Annotated in this window: 13 protein-coding genes; 1 reads left to right on the top strand and 12 read right to left on the bottom strand. The window is 69.7% G+C overall.

The features are described 5' to 3' along the window. Positions 1-22 precede the first annotated feature (22 nt). From E6P78_RS14000 to E6P78_RS13945, 11 genes are all read right to left on the bottom strand, one after another. Positions 23-3,100 (bottom strand): glycoside hydrolase family 3 N-terminal domain-containing protein, encoded by a 3,078-nt coding sequence (locus E6P78_RS14000; protein ID WP_136203908.1) that lies wholly within the window; start codon positions 3,098-3,100, stop codon positions 23-25. Positions 3,101-3,332: 232 nt separating this feature from the next. Continuing rightward, positions 3,333-4,751, bottom strand: a complete 1,419-nt coding sequence (locus E6P78_RS13995) for a GH1 family beta-glucosidase (RefSeq protein ID WP_136203907.1) — start codon at positions 4,749-4,751, stop codon at positions 3,333-3,335. 33 nt (positions 4,752-4,784) lie between these two features. Then, positions 4,785-5,795: an ABC transporter ATP-binding protein gene (locus tag E6P78_RS13990; RefSeq protein WP_136203906.1), complete on the bottom strand. Its 1,011-nt coding sequence runs from the start codon at positions 5,793-5,795 to the stop codon at positions 4,785-4,787. After that, positions 5,792-6,772 (bottom strand): ABC transporter permease, encoded by a 981-nt coding sequence (locus E6P78_RS13985; protein WP_136203905.1) that lies wholly within the window; start codon positions 6,770-6,772, stop codon positions 5,792-5,794. The genes E6P78_RS13990 and E6P78_RS13985 overlap by 4 nt, the downstream gene beginning before the upstream one ends. Before the next feature lie 4 nt (positions 6,773-6,776). Then, the gene (locus E6P78_RS13980; RefSeq protein WP_136203904.1) at positions 6,777-7,757 is read right to left on the bottom strand and encodes an ABC transporter permease; all 981 of its coding nucleotides are present in this window, start codon (positions 7,755-7,757) and stop codon (positions 6,777-6,779) included. Continuing rightward, positions 7,754-8,815 carry an ABC transporter ATP-binding protein gene (locus tag E6P78_RS13975; RefSeq protein ID WP_136203903.1) on the bottom strand — a complete coding sequence of 354 codons (1,062 nt, stop codon included), beginning with the start codon at positions 8,813-8,815 and terminating at the stop codon, positions 7,754-7,756. Before E6P78_RS13975 ends, E6P78_RS13980 begins: the two co-directional genes overlap by 4 nt. A 24-nt stretch (positions 8,816-8,839) precedes the next feature. Then, positions 8,840-10,516: an ABC transporter substrate-binding protein gene (locus E6P78_RS13970; RefSeq protein WP_136203902.1), complete on the bottom strand. Its 1,677-nt coding sequence runs from the start codon at positions 10,514-10,516 to the stop codon at positions 8,840-8,842. A 110-nt stretch (positions 10,517-10,626) separates the two neighbouring features. Beyond that, on the bottom strand, positions 10,627-11,601 hold the full coding sequence (locus tag E6P78_RS13965) for a LacI family DNA-binding transcriptional regulator (protein WP_136203901.1): 975 nt from the start codon (positions 11,599-11,601) through the stop codon (positions 10,627-10,629). A gap of 343 nt (positions 11,602-11,944) precedes the next feature. Continuing rightward, positions 11,945-13,552 (bottom strand): citramalate synthase, encoded by a 1,608-nt coding sequence (gene cimA, locus E6P78_RS13960; protein WP_136203900.1) that lies wholly within the window; start codon positions 13,550-13,552, stop codon positions 11,945-11,947. A 351-nt stretch (positions 13,553-13,903) separates the two neighbouring features. Continuing rightward, positions 13,904-14,992, bottom strand: a complete 1,089-nt coding sequence (locus E6P78_RS13950) for a branched-chain amino acid aminotransferase (protein WP_136203898.1) — start codon at positions 14,990-14,992, stop codon at positions 13,904-13,906. 241 nt (positions 14,993-15,233) lie between these two features. Beyond that, positions 15,234-16,274, bottom strand: coding sequence for a 3-isopropylmalate dehydrogenase (locus E6P78_RS13945; protein WP_093705923.1), 1,041 nt, complete (start codon positions 16,272-16,274; stop codon positions 15,234-15,236). Between the two features lie 130 nt (positions 16,275-16,404). On the opposite strand from E6P78_RS13945, the gene E6P78_RS13940 reads away from it, so the two are divergent. After that, positions 16,405-17,976: a metallophosphoesterase family protein gene (locus tag E6P78_RS13940; protein ID WP_136203897.1), complete on the top strand. Its 1,572-nt coding sequence runs from the start codon at positions 16,405-16,407 to the stop codon at positions 17,974-17,976. A gap of 35 nt (positions 17,977-18,011) precedes the next feature. On the opposite strand, the gene E6P78_RS33865 is transcribed toward E6P78_RS13940, so the two are convergent. Then, a complete protein-coding gene (locus tag E6P78_RS33865) occupies positions 18,012-18,143 on the bottom strand; it encodes a hypothetical protein (RefSeq protein ID WP_136203896.1) in 132 nt (43 codons plus the stop codon). Between the last annotated feature and the right edge of the window lie 400 nt (positions 18,144-18,543).

Here is an 18,543-nt window from a genome sequence, read left to right as displayed (position 1 = left end):
CCGCCCGCCCGTTCCGCGTCCGTCAGGCGGCCCGGTAGGCCGTCCTGAGCTTCGCCACCGCACCGGTCAGGTCACCGGTGAGCAGCAGGTGGTCGGCGTCCGCGAACGGCTTGGACACCTTCTCGGTCAGCTTCCCGCCGATCTTCTGCTGGACCAGCAGCCGGGCCTGGCCCACGATGGTCCGGCCCACGTCGGTCCGGCCGAGACCGGTCTTCTGGGCGACCTGGGCGGCCAGCGCGAGCGCGGTGAGCGTGAGCTCGCCGCCCGCCGGGGGCTTGTTCAGCGTGGTGAGCCCCCAGCCGTAGGGGAACTGCGGGTCGTACGCCGCGTCGCCCACGTTGATCGGCAGCTGGGACTCGGACTTCGGCCAGGTCACCGGCAGCTGCCCGGTGAAGGCGCGCTTCCCGAAGAGCACGTCGGCCACGCCGTCGCCCTCGGTGCCCGGCAGCCAGGAGGCCACCAGCGCGTCGATGTCCCCGAGCCGGTCCCCGATGAGCTGCGGGCGGCCCGAGACGATCAGGACCGCGCACTTCATCGCGGCGCACACCTTGTCGACGGCGGCCTTGTCGGCTGCGGACAGCTCCAGGTCGTGCCCGTTGCCGACGTCTCCGACGCCCTCCGCGTACGGGGTCTCACCGACGACCACCACGCCGACGTCGTAGCCGGCCGTGTCGGCGGACGCGTCCTTGGAGTACGTGACGGAGGCGGCGTCCTTCTTCATGGCCGACAGGATCGTCGTGCCCGGGGTGATGGCACCGGAGGAGCCCTGCCAGCTCACCGTCCAGCCGCCGGCCTGGTTGCCGATGTCGTCGGCGTCGGAGCCGGCCACGTACACCTTCTGCGAGGACTTCAGCGGCAGCACACCGCCGTCGTTCTTCAGCAGCACCTGGGACTTGGCGGCGGCCTCGCGGGCCACGGCCCGGTGTTCGGCCGAGCCGACCTTGTCCAGGTTGGAGGTGTCCGCGTACGGCTTCTCGAACAGGCCCAGCTTGAACTTCTGCGTCAGGATGCGGGAGACCGCGTCATCGATCCGGGCCTGGGAGATCCGGCCCGCGGTGACCTCGTCCTGGAGCGTCTTCGTGAAGTCCTTGTACGCCGTGGGGACCATGATCATGTCGAGCCCGGCGTTGATGGAGGTCCGCACGTCGCTCGCGTAGTCGCCGGGGATCTGGTCGATCGCCTGCCAGTCGCTGATGACGAAGCCCTCGAAGCCCATCCGGTCCTTGAGGACGCCGTTGATCATCGCGGCGTTGGCGTGCATCTTCACCGGGCCCTCGTCGTCCCCGATGATGTCGAGCGAGGAGTACGACGGCATGACCGTGCCGACCCCGCGCTTGACCGCGTCCGTGAAGGGCGCGAGGTGGACGGCCTCCAGCTCCTGCCGGGTGACCTTGGTGACGCCCTGGTCGATCGGGTACGAACCGGTGGTCGAGGAGCCGTACTCCGTGCCGCCGTCGCCGACGAAGTGCTTGGCGGTGGCCAGCACCTTGTCGTTGCGGGCGAGGTCCTTGCCGGACGCGGCGCCCTGCATGCCCTGGATGACCGTCTCCAGGGACTCCACGAGCGCCGGGTCCTCACCGTAGGACTCGTAGGACCGGCCCCAGCGCTCGTCGCGCGAGACGCAGAGGCAGGGCGCGAAGTCCCACGGGATGCCGGTGGCGCGCACCTCGTTCGCGGTGATCGCCCCGGTCTTCTCGACGGTCTTCGGGTCGCGCGTGGCGCCGAGGCCGACGTTGTGCGGCATGATCGTGGAGCCGATCACGTTGTTGTGGCCGTGCACCGCGTCCACGCCGTAGATCAGCGGGATCTGGTAGCGGGTGGCCTGGGCGCGCAGCTGGTAGCCGTCGATCATCTTCGCCCACGCCTCGGGGGTGTTGGGCGTGGGAACCGAGCCGCCGCCGGAGAGCAGCGAGCCGAGGTCGTAGGTGGCGATGTCGCCCTGGGAGGCGAGCGCGTTGCGCTCGGCCTGGGTCATCTGGCCGGCCTTCTCGGCGGGCGACATCCGGGCGAGCAGGTCGGCGACCCGCTGCTTCACCGGCAGCTTCGCGTTCTGGTAGGGCAGCCCGTGGGCGTCGATGACGACCTGCGGGTTCTCCTTGGGTGCCTTGGCGCCGGTGACGGTCAGCTGGAGCGGGATCGTCTTCGCGGAGGCGGCTGCGGTGACCTTCTTGGTGGTGACCGCGATCTTGTGCGTGGTGCCGGACGCGGTGCCGGCGGGGAAGGTGTAGCTGCCGCTGACCGGGGTGAAGTCGGTGCCGGACTTCGCGGTGCCGCCCGTCGTCTCGTACGCGACGGTGACGGGCTCCTCCAGCGGGCCCGAGCCGGTCGTGGCGACGGAGAGGCCGACGGTGGCGGTGGCGCCCTGCTTGACCGGGAGCACGGCCGCGTCGGTGACGACGCTCGCCTTCAGGGCCGCGTCGGCCTTGCCGTACAGCTCCATGCCGTCCATGGCGAACTTGCCGGGGGCGCCGGGCGGCAGGGTGAGCGCGTAGCCCCACATCTCGTTCAGGCCGAGGACCTGGTCGATGCCGCCGACGGGCTGGTAGTCGCCGCGGTAGGTGAAGTCGGCGAAGGGGATCTCGACCTGGTGCCAGCCCTCCCAGTCGTCGGTGAAGGAGGTCGTCCACAGCTCGGAGGCCTCGCCGTCGGCGCCGCCGTCCTTGATCTCGAAGCTGATCCGCTTGCCCGAACCGGGCGGCAGGGGCGCGGTGTTCTGGCCGTACCACCAGAACCGGATGCCCTTGTGGGCGGACCAGTCGTGGGCGGGCTGGTCGGCGGCGTAGTCGTGGCTGAAGCCGCCGTAACCGCTGATGTCGTAGCTGCCTTCGAGGACCTTGGCGCCCTCGGGGGCGTCCGCGCGTTCCTTCAGCTCCAGGGTGGGCGGGTCGTCGGCGTCGCCGCCCCAGGTGAAGATGCCCTCGGCCGGCTGCTGGGCGAAGGGCACCTCGCCCTCGAAGCGGTCGATGGCGACGGGCGCCGGATCGTCGGCGGCCGGGGCCGCTGCGCTGGGGACGGCCCCGGCGAGCAGACCGGCCAGGACGGTGACGGCGGCCAGCGCGGCGGTGGCGGGTCTCGCGCGGTGACGGGTGCGTGGTGGCATGTGCGGCTCCTTGGGTGCGGTGGCCGCGCGCGGCACAGCGGGTGCGGGTGCCGTGCCGCGCGCGGAGGTTCAGCCGGGCCGGGGAGGCGTGACACGAGGGGGTGAGGATCACGTACTGGTCGTGGTCCAGGACCCACTGGCCGCGGGTGGACTCCAGCTTCTGGCGGGAGGCCGCCTGCACGACCCGGTCGTCGTATCCATGAGGGTGGCGCGGCCACGCGCGCGGGCGCGGCTACGCGTTGCGGGTGAGGCGGATGGTGTCGCGGTACCACTTGGCGCTGTCCTTGAGCGTCCGCACCTGCGTGTCGTAGTCGACGCGGACGATGCCGAATCGCTTGTCGTAGCCGTAGGACCACTCGAAGTTGTCCATCAGCGACCAGGCGAAGTACCCCCGGACGTCGGCGCCCTGGGTCCGGGCGGCGGCGACGGCGGCGATGTGGTCGGCGAGATACGTGGTGCGGTCGGCATCGTGGATCTCGCCGTCCGGGGAGACGGTGTCGTCGAAGGCGGCACCGTTCTCGGTGATGACCGTCGGGAGGCCGTAGTCCTTCTCCAGACGGACCAGCAGGTCGGTGAGGGCAGTGGGGGTGATCTCCCAGTCCATGCCGGTGCGCGGCAGGTCGCGCTCCACGGCCCGGGTGACGGGCAGTCCCTCGGCGTCGGTGACCGCGCCCTCCTCGGTGACCCCGGAGAAGAGCGTGCCCCGGTAGAAGTTGACGCCGAGGACGTCCAGCGGGGTGGAGATGACGGCCAGGTCGCCGTCCTGGACGGGGAGTTCGATGCCCTGGGCGGCGAGGTCGGTGACGACGTCCTCGGGGTAGGCGCCCTTGACGACCGGGTCGAGGTAGATCCGGGCGCCCAGTCCGTCGGCGCGGCGGCAGGCCTCGGCGTCCTCGTGGCTGTCGGTCTCGGGGGTCGCGGTGCCCAGGTTGAGGGTGAGGCCGAGCTCCAGTTCGTTGCCGCGCGCGGCGGCCTGCTCGCGCAGGTACTGGGAGGCGAGGCCGTGGCCGAGGAGCAGGTGGTGGACGGCGTGGATCGCCTCGCCGAAGTTCTGCCGGCCGGGCGCCTGGTTGCCGTAGGCGTAACCGAGCATCGCCGAGCACCAGGGCTCGTTGAGCGTGGTCCAGTGCTTGACCCGGTCGCCCAGGGCGTCGTAGGCGAGGGCGGCGTACTCGGCGAAGCGGTAGGCGGTGTCGCGGACCGGCCAGCCGCCCGCGTCCTCCAGCTCCTGCGGGAGGTCCCAGTGGTAGAGCGTGATCCAGGGGGTGATGCCCTTGGCCTCCAGCTCGTCGAGCAGACGCTTGTAGAAGTCCAGCCCCTTCGGATTGGCGGGGCCCCGGCCGCCGGGCTGGATGCGCGGCCAGGCCAGCGAGAAGCGGTACGTGTCGACGCCGAGGTCCGCGATGAGCTGCACGTCCTCGGGCATGCGGTGGTAGTGGTCGCACGCCACGTCACCGTTCTCGCCGCGGACGACCATGCCCGGCACCCTGCAGTACGTGTCCCAGATGGACGGCGTTCTGCCGTCCTCGGCCGCCGCGCCCTCGATCTGGTACGCGGCTGTGGCGACGCCCCAGCGGAAGTCGGCGGGCAGACCGGGTACGGCCTGGGCGGCGATCTCGCGTGCGTAGGCCTGGGGGGTGACGAGGTTCATGGTTCTCCTGGAGTGTGCGTTGCTCGGGGGGCGCTACGAACGGGCGGCGGCCGTCGGGGCCTCGTGGTGGAGCCAGCAGGCCACCGAGCGGGAGCCGTCCCGGCCCGGCGTCGCGAGCACCGGGATGTGGGTGTCGCAGCCCTCGACCTTCTTGGCGCAGCGGGGGTGGAAGGCGCAGCCGGCCGGCATCGCCGACAGGTGCGGGGGCGAGCCGGGGATGCCGCTGAGTTCGCGGCGGGGGCCGTGCAGGGCGGGGAAGGAGTGCAGCAGCCCGGCGCTGTAGGGGTGGCGGGGGTCGCGGTAGATCTCGGAGGCGCCGGCCTGCTCGACGATCCGGCCGCCGTACATGATCGCGATCCGGTCGGAGAACTCGATCAGCAGTGAGATGTCGTGGGTGATGAAGACGACCGAGAAGCCCAGCTCCTCGCGGAGCCGGATCAGCTGGCGCAGGATCTGGCGCTGCATGACGACGTCGAGCGCGGTGGTGGGCTCGTCCATGATGACGATCTCGGGTTCCAGGGCGAGCGCCATCGCGATCATCACGCGCTGGCGCATGCCGCCGGAGAGCTGGTGCGGGTAGGCGCCGAGCCGGTCGGCGGATATCCCGACCAGGTTCAGCAGCTCCTTGGCCCGGTCGGTGCGCTCGTTCTTCCTCATCTCCGGGCGGTGGGCCTGGAGGACGTCGGTGAGCTGGCTGTGGACCGTGTGGACCGGGTTGAGGGAGTTCATCGCGCCCTGGAAGACGATCGACAGCTCCTGCCAGCGGAAGGCGCGCAGTTCGGTCGCCGACAGGGCCAGCAGGTCCAGGGCGGAGCCGTCGCGCTGGTGGTAGTGGACATCGCCGCCGGTGATCACCCCGGGCGGGGAGAGCAGCCGGGTGACCGCGTAGGCGAGGGTGGACTTGCCGGAGCCCGACTCGCCGGCGAGGCCGAGGACCTCGCCGCGGTGCAGGGTGAGGTCGACGTCGCGCAGGGCGTGGACGGCGTCGTCGCCGGTCCCGTAGTCGACGTTGAGGCCGCTGATGGTGAGGACGGGCTCGCTCATGAGCGGGTCTCCTTGTGCGGGGTGGTGCCGGTACGGGCCACCGGGGTGAAGCCGACGCGCATCCGGACCTTGCGGGAGCCGCCGGTCTCGGTGCGCAGCCGCGGGTTGACGAACTCGTCGATGCCGAAGTTGATGAGCGCGAGGGACATGCCGAGCAGGGCGATGAAGAGACCGGCGGGGACGAACCACCACCAGGCGCCCTGGGCGAGTGCCTGGTTGGACTGCGCCCAGAACAGGACGGTCCCCCAGTTCCAGTTGGAGATGTCGGCGACGCCGATGAAGGCGAGGGTGATCTCGGAGAGGACCGCGAAGATGACCGTGCCGACGAAGCCGGAGGCGATGACGGCGGTCAGGTTGGGCATCACCTCGAAGATGATGATCCGCCAGGTCGGCTCGCCGGTGGCGCGCGCCGCCTCCACGTAGTCGCGGCGGCGCAGCGACAGCGTCTGGGCGCGCAGCACCCGGGCGCCCCAGGCCCAGGAGGTGAGGGCGATGACGAAGGCGATCAGCAGGTCGCCGGTGTCGGAGACGAAGCTGGCGATGATGATGATCAGCGGCAGTCCGGGGATGACCAGGAAGACGTTGGACAGCAGCGACAGCGCCTCGTCGGCCACGCCGCCGAGGAAGCCGGCGGTGACCCCGATCAGCACGGACAGGGCCGTGGCGAGGATGCCCGCGACGAAGCCGACGACGAGGACGCCCCGGGTGCCGACGAGGATCTGCGAGAGCACGTCCTGACCGGTGTGCGTGGTGCCGAACCAGTGCGAACCGGAGGGCGGCTGGAGCAGTTCGCTGCTCATCGCGTCGGGGTCGTACGGGGCGATCCACGGGCCGATGATCGCGATCAGCACGAAGAAGAGCAGGATGCACAGTCCGACGACGGTCTTGCGGCCGCGCAGGAAGCGGAACCGGCGCTTGTTCGCTGCCGGGGTTTCGGCCGCGTCGAGTACGGCGACCTCGGTGGCGGTGACGGCCATAGCCCTACGCCTCCCTTCGGGTACGGGGGTCGAGGACCATGTAGAGGACGTCGGCGAGGAGGTTCGCCACGAGCACGGAGAGTGTGATGATCAGGAAGATGCCCTGCATGAGGGGGTAGTCCTTGGCGCCCACGCCCTGGAGGAGCTGGAAGCCGATGCCCGGGTAGTTGAAGACCATCTCGACCAGGAGCGTGCCGCCGACGATGAGTCCGAGGGAGAGGGCGAAGCCGGAGATGTTGGGCAGGATCGCGTTGCGTGCCGCGTATCCGAACATCACCCGGCGCTCGGAGAGGCCCTTGGCCTGGGCGACCATGACGTAGTCCTCGCTGGAGACGGTCACCATCATGTTGCGCATGCCGAGAATCCAGCCGGCCACGGCGCTGAGGACGATCGTCACGCCCGGCAGCACCCCGTGGTAGAGCGCGCTGGAGATGAACGGCCAGTCGAAGGCCGGCACCAGGGAGTTGTCGTACCCGCCCTCGAAGGGGAAGAGCGGCCACTTGACGGCGAACAGCGAGATCGCGATGAGGCCGAGCCAGAAGTACGGGATGGCGGAGATGAACGTGGTGACGGGCAGCAGGCTGTCCATCCAGGAGCCGCGCCGCCAGCCGGTGAAGACCCCGATGCCGGTGCCGAGGACGAAGCTGATCAGCGTGGTGATGCCGACGAGCACGAGCGTCCACGGGAGCGCCTGGCCGATGACCTCGCTGACCGGCGTCGGGAAGAAGGTGAACGACATGCCGAGGTCGCCGTGGAGCAGGTGCGACCAGTAGTCGATGTACTGCTCCCAGAGCGACTGCTTCTTGTCGAGGCCGAACAGGGCCTTCAGCGAGGCGATGGCACTCGTGTCCAGCTGCCCCTGGTAGCGGGCGATGAGGGACTGGACGGGGTCGCCGGGCATCAGCCGCGGGATGAGGAAGTTGATCGTGATGGCGGCCCAGGCGGTGACCAGGTAGAAGGCGAGCCGTTGGAGCAGGTACTTCACTTCGCAGCCTCCTTCTCGTGGTCGTCGGTGCGGGCGGTGCCGGTGCCCTCGTACAGCCAGCAGGCGGCCCACTGGCCGTCGGCCAGGTCGAAGCGCGGCGGCAGCTCGGTGCGGCAGCGCTCCATCGCCTTGGGGCAGCGGGGGTGGAAGCGGCAGCCGGCGGGCGGCTCGATGAGCGAGGGGGGCTCGCCGCTGCCGGTCTCCTCCTGCTCCTCCTCGGCGACCACCCGGTCCGGGTCGGGCGCCGAGGCGATGAGCAGCTGGGTGTAGGGGTGTGCGGGGCGCTGGGTGACGGTCTCGCTGTCACCGCCCTCGACGATCCGGCCCGCGTACATCACCAGCGTGGTGTCCGCGAAGTAGCGGGCGGAGGCGATGTCGTGGGTGATGTAGAGGATCGCGAGGCGGAGCCGGTCCTTGAGGTCCTTGAGCAGGTTGAGCACCCCGAGCCGGATGGAGACGTCCAGCATCGAGACCGGCTCGTCGGCCAGGAGGACCTGGGGGTCGGCGCCGAGCGCGCGGGCGATGGCCACGCGCTGGCGCTGACCTCCCGACAGCTCGTGCGGGAACTTGTCCAGATACTGATGAGGAGGAGTCAGCTGGACGCGGTTCAGCAGAGCGGTCAGGTTCTTCTCCAGTTCCGCCTCGCCGCTGCCCGCCCGGCCGTGGATCTTGAGCGACCGGGTCAGGTGGTAGCGCACGGTGTGCACCGGGTTCAGCGAGGCGAACGGGTCCTGGAAGATGAGCTGGACCCGGCGTACGTAACTACGGAAGGACCGGCCACGTCCGGCCTTCACCGGCTGTCCGCCCAGGTGGATCTCGCCCGAGGTGAGCGGATACAGCTGGGCGAGCAGTCTGGCGACGGTGGACTTTCCGGAGCCCGACTCCCCCACCAGTGCCGTGACGGTGCCGCGCCGCAGTTGCAGCGAGACGTCGTCGACGGCGTGGACGGTACGGCGCTTGCCCGCGAGGAGATCGCGGCCGGTGCGCCGCACGGCGAAGTGCTTGGTGACTCCGCGTGCTTCGAGCACGACGTGGTTGTTCTCTGACTGTTCAGACATGGCCGGTACCTGGAATCCCTGGTCCTACTTGGAGGGCTTGAGCTTCAGCACGACTTCCAGCGACGAGGGCTGGGTGTGCTGCGGGTCGGCGTACGGGTCGTCCTCGGTGGGCCAGCCCACCCAGTTCTTGGTGGAGTACTCCGCCCCGATGGGCGCGGCCGCGGTCGGGATCATCGGCGCCTCCTCGACCATGATCTTCTGGAGGGTGTTCATCGCCGAGGTGCGGGCGGTGTCCGTGGTGGCCTGGGCGAAGTCCTTCAGCGCCTCGGTCGCCTCGGTGTTCTTGAAGCGGCCGAAGTTGCCGAGCTGGGAGGCCTTGCCGATGGGCTGGAGCAGCGCGCCGTCCATGATGTTCTGGTACATGTCGTACGGGGTGGCGCCGCTGTTGGTCCAGTGCAGGGTGGCGTCGAAGTTGCCGTTGGCGACGTCCGTGCCCCAGGCCTCGGCGGTCTGCGTCTTGACCTTGGCCTCGATGCCGATCTTCTTGATGTTGTCCTTGATGATCGCGAGGCCGGTGATGTAGTCGTTCCAGCCGGCCGGGTCGGTGAAGGTCAGCTTCACCGGCTTGCCGCTCGGGTCCTTGAGCACACCGCCGCTGAGCGTGAAGCCGGCCTTCTCCAGGACCTCCTTGGCGCCCTCGACGTCCGGCTTGGTGCTGGCGTCCTTGTATTCGGGGGCGATGAACGACTCACCGGCGGGCAGCGGGATGCCGGTGGGGTTGGTGATCTCCGGGTAGAGCGTCGCCTCGGCCTGGGTGTAGATCGCGTTGCGGTCCACGACCATCGCCATGGCCTTGCGCAGCGCCGGGTTGTCGAACGGCTTGCGGGCGGTGTTGAACCACAGGCCGTGGATGCCGAGCCCGGAGGGGAACCACAGCTTGTGGTTCTGCGGGTCCTTGGCGATGAACAGCTTCTTGTAGTCCGGCATGAAGACGAACGACCACTCCAGCTTGCCGCTGGCCAGCGCGGTGGTGGCGGCGCTGTTGTCGTTGTACGTGCTGTAGCGCAGCTCCTTGACCTTCGTCGCGCCCTTCCAGTAGGTGGGCGTGGCGGTCAGCGTGGTGGTCTGCGGGGTGAAGGTCTTCAGCTTGTACGGGCCGGAGCCGACGGGCGTGCGGTTGGGCCAGGTCTCCGGGTCCTTGACGCCCTCCCAGATGTGCTTGGGCACGATGAACTGCTGGATGATCTTGTTCTGGTTGACGTACTGCGACTCGTCGAAGGTCAGGATGACCTTCTTGTCCTTTACCTTGATCCCGCTGAAGGCGATGCCGTTGCCGTTGAGCGCCGGGTGCTTCTTCAGCAGGTCGAAGGTGAACGCCACGTCCTCGGCGGTCAGCGGCTTGCCGTCGGCCCACTTGGCCCGGGAGTCGAGGGTGAAGGTGACCTTGGTGTAGTTGAGGTCCCACTTCCACTCGGTCGCCAGCCACGGGTCGGCCTTGTCGGCCGGCCGGATCTGGCTCGTCATCGCCAGCGGCTCGTAGATCATGTAGCGGTAGCCGAGGGTGGCGCCGGCCGAGGTGCTGAGGAACGGGTTGCTGTTGTTCGTCTGCGGTCCGTCCGGCTTGCCAAGGGTCAGGACGCCCGAGGCGGCGCTGCCGCTGTTCTTGTTGTGGTTCGAGTTGGCCGAGGAACAGCCTGCGGCGAGTGCGACCACCGCGGTGGCGAGCGCGGCGGCTCTGAGCGTGTGACGGCGTGCGGACATAACGACTCCAGGAGGGACTGGCGGGTCTGGGAGATCCGGAAACGGGCAGCGCTCGGCGCGCCGAGCGCGGGCGTAGCGGGTGCGGTGCGGGCCTGGGGGCGCCCTGTCCGCTAGGGCGCCGAGTGGCGCACGACCAGTTCGGTGGGCAGCACGACCGGGGCGTCGGGTACCGGCGTGCCGCCGAGGTGGGAGAGCAGCATCCGTGCGGCCGTCTCACCCATCTGCCGGGTGGGCTGGCGCACGGTGGTCAGGGGCGGTTCGGTGTGCTCGGCCATCGGGATGTCGTCGAAGCCGACCACCGAGATGTCACCGGGCACGGTCCGCCCCGCGGCGCGCAACGCCCGCAGCACGCCTGCCGCGGTGATGTCGTTGTGCGCGAAGACCGAATCGAACTCCGTGCCGGATGCGAGGAGTTCCTCCACGGCCAGCCGGCCGCTGCGTTCGGTGAAGTCCCCGCGGACGACGAGGCCGGTGGGCAGGACCGAGAGGAATCCCGCCAGCCGGTCGCGTACGCAGCCGAAGCCTTCGGGGCCCGTGATCACGACGGGCCTGGTGCGGCCGGCGTCCCGCAGATGACGGGCGGCCGACGCGCCTCCTTCGTGGTTGGTGGTCACGACGGAGGGGAATTCGGGGTGGTGGCCGCGATCGTCGATCAGCACGATCGGGAGGCCGCCGCGGTGCAGTTCGGTGAGGTGGTCGAGGGTGTTCTCGGGTTCCACCACGACCAGTCCGTCGAAGGCCCGCGCCGACACCTGGCTGGTGAAGCGCTCCACGGACTCGGCCCCGCGGTTGCAGGTGAACAGCAGCAGCCCGTAGTCGGCGGCCTCGACGGTGTCGACGACGCCCTGCAGCACCTCGCCCATCCACGGCCAGGTCAGCGAGGGCACCAGCATGCCGACCGTACGGCTGCTGCCGCGGGCCAGACCGACGGCGCCCGAGCTGGGTACGTAACCGAGCTGTGCGATCACTTCACGAACACGGGCGGCCGTCGAACCGTCCACCTCGCCCTTGGTGTTGATCACCCGGGACACGGTCGTCTTGCTGACGCCGGCCTCACGGGCGACATCAGCGATGGTGACACGCATCGGGGGCCTCCAGGACAGGACGGGACAGAGCACACAACGGCTCAGAGAACGGCCGGTTATGGAACCGGTACCGCAACCGGTTCCGGAACCGGTACCGGCGTTGGTGGCGTGAGTTAACCCCGCCGGAACACGACCGTCAATACTTCACGCCGACATTGGTCCGTACCCATCTGATAACGGAGACAGGGAGGGCTTTTCGTTCAACTCCTGAACGTACAAGGCTCTTGACGTGAGCCTGTGGAGGCAGTTCACTCTCACCCCGTACGGGGTCTCGAAACACGCGCGCCCCCGCTCGCTCCGCCGTGAACCGGCGGGCGAACGGGGGCGGTGCGTCGTGTCGTTGTCAGTCCGTGGGCTCGACGCCGGCGCGCAGCAGGCCGAAGGTGTACGCGTCCTCCAGGGCCTGCCAGGACGCCGCGATGATGTTCTCCGCGACCCCGACGGTCGACCACTCTGCGGTGCCGTCACCGGTGGTGATGAGGACGCGGGTGGTGGAGTCGGTGCCGGTGCGGCCCTCCAGGATGCGGACCTTGTAGTCCACCAGCTCCAGCTTGGCGAGCTGCGGGTAGATCCGCTCCAGGGCGACGCGCAGCGCCCGGTCCAGGGCGTTGACCGGGCCGTTGCCCTCGGCGGTGGCGACGATGCGCTCGCCCTTGGCCCAGAGCTTCACCGTCGCCTCGTTGGCGTGCGTGCCGTCGGGGCGGTCCTCGACGATCGCGCGCCAGGACTCGGTACGGAAGTAGCGCCGCACCCGGCCCTCGGCCTCGGCGCGCAGCAGGAGTTCGAAGGAGGCGTCGGCCGCCTCGTAGGTGTAGCCCCGCAGTTCGCGCTCCTTGACCCGCTCCACGACCCGGCCGACCAGCTCGCGGTCGCCGCCGAGGTCGATGCCGAGCTCGTCGCTCTTGAGTTCGATGGAGGCGCGGCCGGCCATGTCGGAGACCAGCATCCGCATGGTGTTGCCGACCAGGGCGGGGTCGATGTGTTGGTAGAGGTCCGGGTCGACCTTGATCGCGGAGGCGTGCAGCCCGGCCTTGTGCGCGAAGGCGGAGACGCCGACGTAGGGCTGGTGGGTGGAGGGGGTGAGGTTGACGACCTCGGCGATGGCGTGCGAGACGCGGGTCATGTCGGCGAGCGCGCCCTCGGGGAGCACGGTCTTGCCGTACTTGAGTTCCAGCGCGGCGACGACGGGGAAGAGGTTGGCGTTGCCGACCCGCTCGCCGTAGCCGTTGGCGGTGCACTGGACGTGGGTGGCGCCCGCGTCGACGGCGGCCAGGGTGTTGGCGACGGCGCAGCCGGTGTCGTCCTGGGCGTGGATGCCGAGCCGGGCTCCGGTGTCGGCGAGGACGGTGGAGACGACGGCCTGGATCTGGGCCGGGAGCATCCCGCCGTTGGTGTCGCAGAGGATGACGACGTCGGCGCCGGCCTCGGCGGCGGCCTTGACGACGGCCTTGGCGTACTCGGGGTTGGCGCGGTAGCCGTCGAAGAAGTGCTCGCAGTCGACGAAGACCCGGCGGCCCTGCTCGCGGAGGTGGGAGACGGTGTCGCGGACCATCTCCAGGTTCTCCTCCAGGGTGGTGCGCAGGGCGAGCTCCACATGGCGGTCGTGGGACTTGGCGACCAGCGTGATCACCGGGGCACCCGACTCCAGCAACGCCTTGACCTGGGGGTCCGCCGCCGCCGAGCCGCCCGCCCTGCGGGTGGCGCCGAAGGCGACCAGTTCGGCGTTCTTGAACTCGATCTCCTGGCGCGCGCGGGCGAAGAACTCGGTGTCGCGGGGGTTGGCGCCCGGCCAGCCGCCCTCGATGAAGCCGACGCCGAACTCGTCCAGGTGGCGGGCGATGGTCAGCTTGTCGGCGACCGTCAGGTTGATGCCTTCACGCTGTGAACCGTCGCGCAGCGTGGTGTCGAAGACATGGAAGCTGTCGTCGGTGGGCTTGGCCTTGGTGGTCATTGCTGGTCTGACTCCTGTCGGATGAGTGGAATCCGGACGATCTGGCTCCACTTGCCCCCATCATCCCGCGCGCCTCGTGTCCCGGCCGAGGTGAGGGCCGGAAAACAAAAAACCCCTCGCGGGTGCGAGAGGTCTGCGCGCGGGTCTGGGGCACGGTGGCCGTGCCGTACGTGGTGGTACGGGACGGTCACTGCGGACCGGCGCGCCTGTTGCCAATAATCATGACGAACGAGGACACGGAGGCAGTCTGGCACAGGACCGCCTCGCTGACCCGCCCCGTCTCAGGATGCGGGCGCAGCGGTACACGGGAAGGCCGGGCACCCGGCCCGGCCTTCCCGTGTGCGAGCCGCCCTACGCGAGCGGGTGCATCCAGCCGTGGGTGTCCTCGACGGTGCCGCGCTGGATGTCGAGCAGGCGCTCGCGCAGCGTCAGGGTGACCGGGCCGGGCGTGCCGTCGCCCTGGGTCCACTCGGCGCCCGCGCTCTTCACGGTGCCGACGGGGGTGATGACTGCGGCGGTGCCGCAGGCGAAGACCTCGGTGAGGGTGCCGGCGGCCGTGTCGTCGCGCCACTGGTCGATGGAGACGCGGCTCTCCTCGGGCTCGTAGCCGAGGTCGGCGGCGACCTTGAGGAGCGAGTCACGGGTGATGCCCGCGAGCAGGGAGCCGGTCAGGGCCGGGGTGACGATCTTGTCGCCGTAGACGAAGTAGAGGTTCATCCCGCCCAGTTCCTCGACCCACTTGTGCTCGACGGCGTCGAGGTAGGCGACCTGGTCGCAGCCCTTGGTGGCGGCCTCGGCCTGGGCGAGGAGGGACGCGGCGTAGTTGCCGCCGGTCTTGGCGTCGCCCATGCCGCCGGGGACGGCGCGCACCCGGTCCTCGGAGAGCCAGATGGAGACCGGCTTGACGCCGCCGGGGAAGTAGGCGCCGGCGGGCGAGGCGATGACGATGAAGAGGTACTCGTTGGCCGGGCGCACGCCGAGGCCGACCTCGGTCGCGATCATGAACGGGCGCAGGTAGAGGGACTCCTCGCCGCCGTGGGGCGGAACCCAGGCCTCGTCCTGCCGGACGAGCGCGTCACAGGCCGCGACGAAGGTCTCGACGGGCAGCTCGGGCATGGCGACCCGGCGCGCGGAGGACCGGAAGCGCTCGGCGTTGGCCTCGGGGCGGAAGGTGGCGACCGAGCCGTCGGGCTGGCGGTAGGCCTTCAGACCCTCGAAGATCTCCTGGCCGTAGTGCAGCGTCATGTTGGCCGGGTCGATCGACAGCGGCGCGTACGGGGTGAGCTGGGCGTCGTGCCAGCCGCGGCCCTCGGTCCACTTGATCGTCACCATGTGGTCGGTGAAGTAGCGGCCGAATCCGGGATTGGCCATGTACGCCTCGCGCTCCGCGTCGGACAGCGGGTTCGAGGAGGGCTTGAGCTCGATCGTGGGCGTCGTCATGAGTGCGTGTCCTTCACCGTTTTGTGTGTGTAGGACCGCGTTCGCGCCTCCCTGCTGTCAGACAGGTGCTAGGACGTCCGAGCTTCACCGCGGGCCACGGTCCCGTTCGATTATCGCCCGACGGGGCCGTTGCAGGAAATGACGCGGACGCGGTCCAGGGTTCGATGGTCACACCCGGGGCCGCACAGGAGAAGCCGCCGGGTGCGTGTGCGACCCGGCGGCTTCTGTGGGAGTCGTCGGATCAGCCCGCTACGCGTACCGCGAGCGCGTCGCCGATCTCGTCGGTGGTACGAGCGGTACCGTCGCGCTCCGCGAGGTCGGCGGAGACTGCGTCCTCGATGCGCACGGCCTCGGCCTCGTAGCCGAGGTGGCGCAGCAGGAGGGCGACGGAGAGGATCGTGGCGGTCGGGTCGGCCTTGCCCTGCCCCGCGATGTCGGGGGCGGAGCCGTGGACCGGCTCGAACATCGACGGGAAGGCGCCCGTCGGGTTGATGTTGCCGGAGGCGGCCAGGCCGATGCCGCCGGAGACGGCCGCGGCGAGGTCGGTGAGGATGTCGCCGAAGAGGTTGTCGGTGACGATGACGTCGAAGCGCTCCGGCTGGGTGACGAAGAAGATCGTCGCGGCGTCGACGTGCAGGTAGTCGGTGGTGACCTGCGGGTATTCGGCCGCCACCTTGTCGAAGGTGTTCTTCCACAGGTGGCCCGCGTACACGAGGACGTTGTTCTTGTGGACCAGCGTCAGCTTCTTGCGCGGGCGGGCGGCGGCGCGCTCGAAGGCGTCGCGGACGACGCGCTCGACACCGAAGGCCGTGTTCAGGCTGACCTCGGTGGCGACCTCGTGCTCCGTGCCGGTGCGCAGCGAGCCGCCGTTGCCGGTGTACGGGCCCTCGGTGCCCTCGCGGACGACGACGAAGTCGATGTCCGGACGGCCGGCGAGCGGGGTGTCCGTGTTCGGGAAGAGCTTCGACGGCCGCAGGTTGATGAAGTGGTCGAAGGCGAAGCGCAGCTTCAGCAGCAGCCCGCGCTCCAGGACGCCGGAGGGCACGGACGGGTCACCGATCGCGCCGAGCAGGATGGCGTCGTGGCCCTTGAGGGCTTCGAGCTCCGCGTCGGGGAGGGTTTCGCCGGTACGGTGCCAGCGCCGGGCGCCAAGGTCGTACTCCTTGGTCTCCAGCTTCACATCCTGCGGGAGAACAGCGTTGAGGACCTTGAGGCCCTGGGCCACGACCTCCTGGCCGATACCGTCACCGGGGATCACTGCGAGATTGATGCTGCGAGACATGTCCGGCACCTTACTGCCCGTCCCATCCCATGACACGTCACGTCCACCATACGGACACGTGGGGAGCTGTACGTGTACCGTTCACCTACCGGACGGGACCACGTCAGCCGGCCGGTGGAGGTTGGCGCCCATGGACATCCCCCGATTCGGTATCCCCGAGAAGCTCGCCGACCGCATGAGCATGGCCGAGCAGCACGACTACCTGCGCACCCGGCTGACCCGCCGCGGGGTGCTGCGTACGAGCGTGGCGACCGCCGCCGTGGCCGGAGTCGGGATCGGCACCTCGCTCGCCTCCTCCCCCGCGTACGCGGCGCCCACCGTGCTCACCTCGCACAGCACCACCCGGGTCGACGGCTCGCTGGTCGCCCCGTTCGGCCGGCACCTGGCGTACGGCGCCGACCCGCGGACGCGGATGGCGGTCTCCTGGCAGGTCCCCTTCGCGGTGCGCCGCCCGTACATCCGCATCGGCCTGAAGCCGTGGGCGCTGAGCCGGAAGATCGACGCCGAGGTGCGCCACCTGACGACGCCGCTGCTGAACGACGGCAAGATCGCGGCGGCCGAGCAGTTCTACGTACACGCCTCCCTGGAGCGGCTGAAGCCCGGCACGACGTACTACTACGGCGTCGGCCACGACGGCTTCGACCCGGCCGACACCCGCAATCTGGGCACGCTCGGCACCTTCACCACCGCCCCCTCGCACGCCCAAAACTTCACCTTCACCGCCTTCGGCGACCAGGGCGTCAGCTACCACGCGCTCGGCAACGACCAGCTGATCCTGGGCCAGAACCCGGCCTTCCACCTGCACGCGGGCGACATCTGCTACGCCGACCCGTCCGGCTCGGGCCAGACCACCGACACCTACGACGCGCGCACCTGGGACCAGTTCCTGGCGCAGACGGAGACCGTCTCCAAGACGGTGCCGTGGATGGTGACGACCGGCAACCACGACATGGAGGCCTGGTACTCGCCGGACGGCTACGGCGGACAGAACGCCCGCTGGACCCTGCCGGACAACGGCCCGGACCCGGTCGGCCAGCCCGGCGCCTACTCCTTCGTGCACGGCAACGTCGGCGTGATCGCGCTGGACGCCAACGACGTCAGCCACGAGATCCCCGCCAACTTCGGCATCAGCGGCGGCAGGCAGACCCGCTGGCTGGACCGGCGCCTGGGTGAGCTGCGGGCCCGCCGTGACATCGACTTCCTGGTGGTCTTCTTCCACCACTGCGCCTTCTCCACGACGAACGCGCACGCCTCGGACGGCGGGGTGCGGGACGCCTGGGTGCCGCTCTTCGAGAAGCACCGGGTGGACCTGGTCATCAACGGGCACAACCACGTCTACGAGCGCACCGACGCGATCCTGAAGAACGCGGTCAAGCGCGAGGTGCCCATCGGCGAGCGCACGAACCCGAAGCGGGACGGCATCGTCTACGTCACGGCGGGCGGCGCGGGCAAGGCGCTCTACGACTTCCCGGTGCCCGACAGCTACGAGGGCCACGTCGCGGACGTGGAGAGCGTGAAGACGTACCACGTGGCCAAGGGCGGCGGAAAGGCCACCGAGACCGTGGAGTGGTCGCGGGTGCGCTACACGGGGTTCTCGTTCCTCGCGGTGGAGGTGGAGACCGGGCGGCACGCCCGGATGAAGGTCACCGCGCTCGCCGAGTCCGGCGAACGCATCGACCACTTCGAGATCAGCCGCGCCTGAGCGCGGGCGGCTGAGCGGGGCCGGCGGGGGCCGGTTCAGTGACCGGTGGAGCCGCCGTTGTCCCTGCGGTCCAGGGCGCGCTGCAGGGCGGCGGCAGCAGCCTTCCGCTCCGACTCGGCCGGGCGGTGGGCGTGACGGACGCGGCGGCGGACAGTGGTCTCGGCCATGATGGATCGACTCCTTGAGATCGCGCGGATTTCGAGATCGAACAGCGTGAACGTGATGTCGAGATCAGTGATTTCGAGGCGCCGGAAGGGGCGGGGAGCAGGCGCCGCAGGGATTGCCTGCTCCAGGGCGCGCGCTCACGACCGCCAGTCGCTTGATCTAGCGAGACGTTCGGCTTCTACAAAGCTAGAACAGCTGGGCCGGTCTGTCTCCACAATTACTCGGACTTCCTACTATCTGAGACGGAGGTTTACGGCCGCTCACCCGCCGCTCACTCTCAGCTCCCGGATGAGAGCCCGCACGGCGGGGGAAAGTGCCGGCTCAGGGGTGGTGACCTGCTCCGGGGTCGGCGTCCACCATTCCATGGAAACCGCCCCCCGTCCGGCAGGGGAACCGGTCGGG

It is taken from the genome of Streptomyces sp. A0958 (assembly GCF_004795035.1).
Classification (GTDB): Bacteria; Actinomycetota; Actinomycetes; order Streptomycetales; family Streptomycetaceae; genus Streptomyces.
Note: the sequence above shows the minus strand (reverse complement) of the source record. Positions and strands in the feature narration are given on the sequence as shown.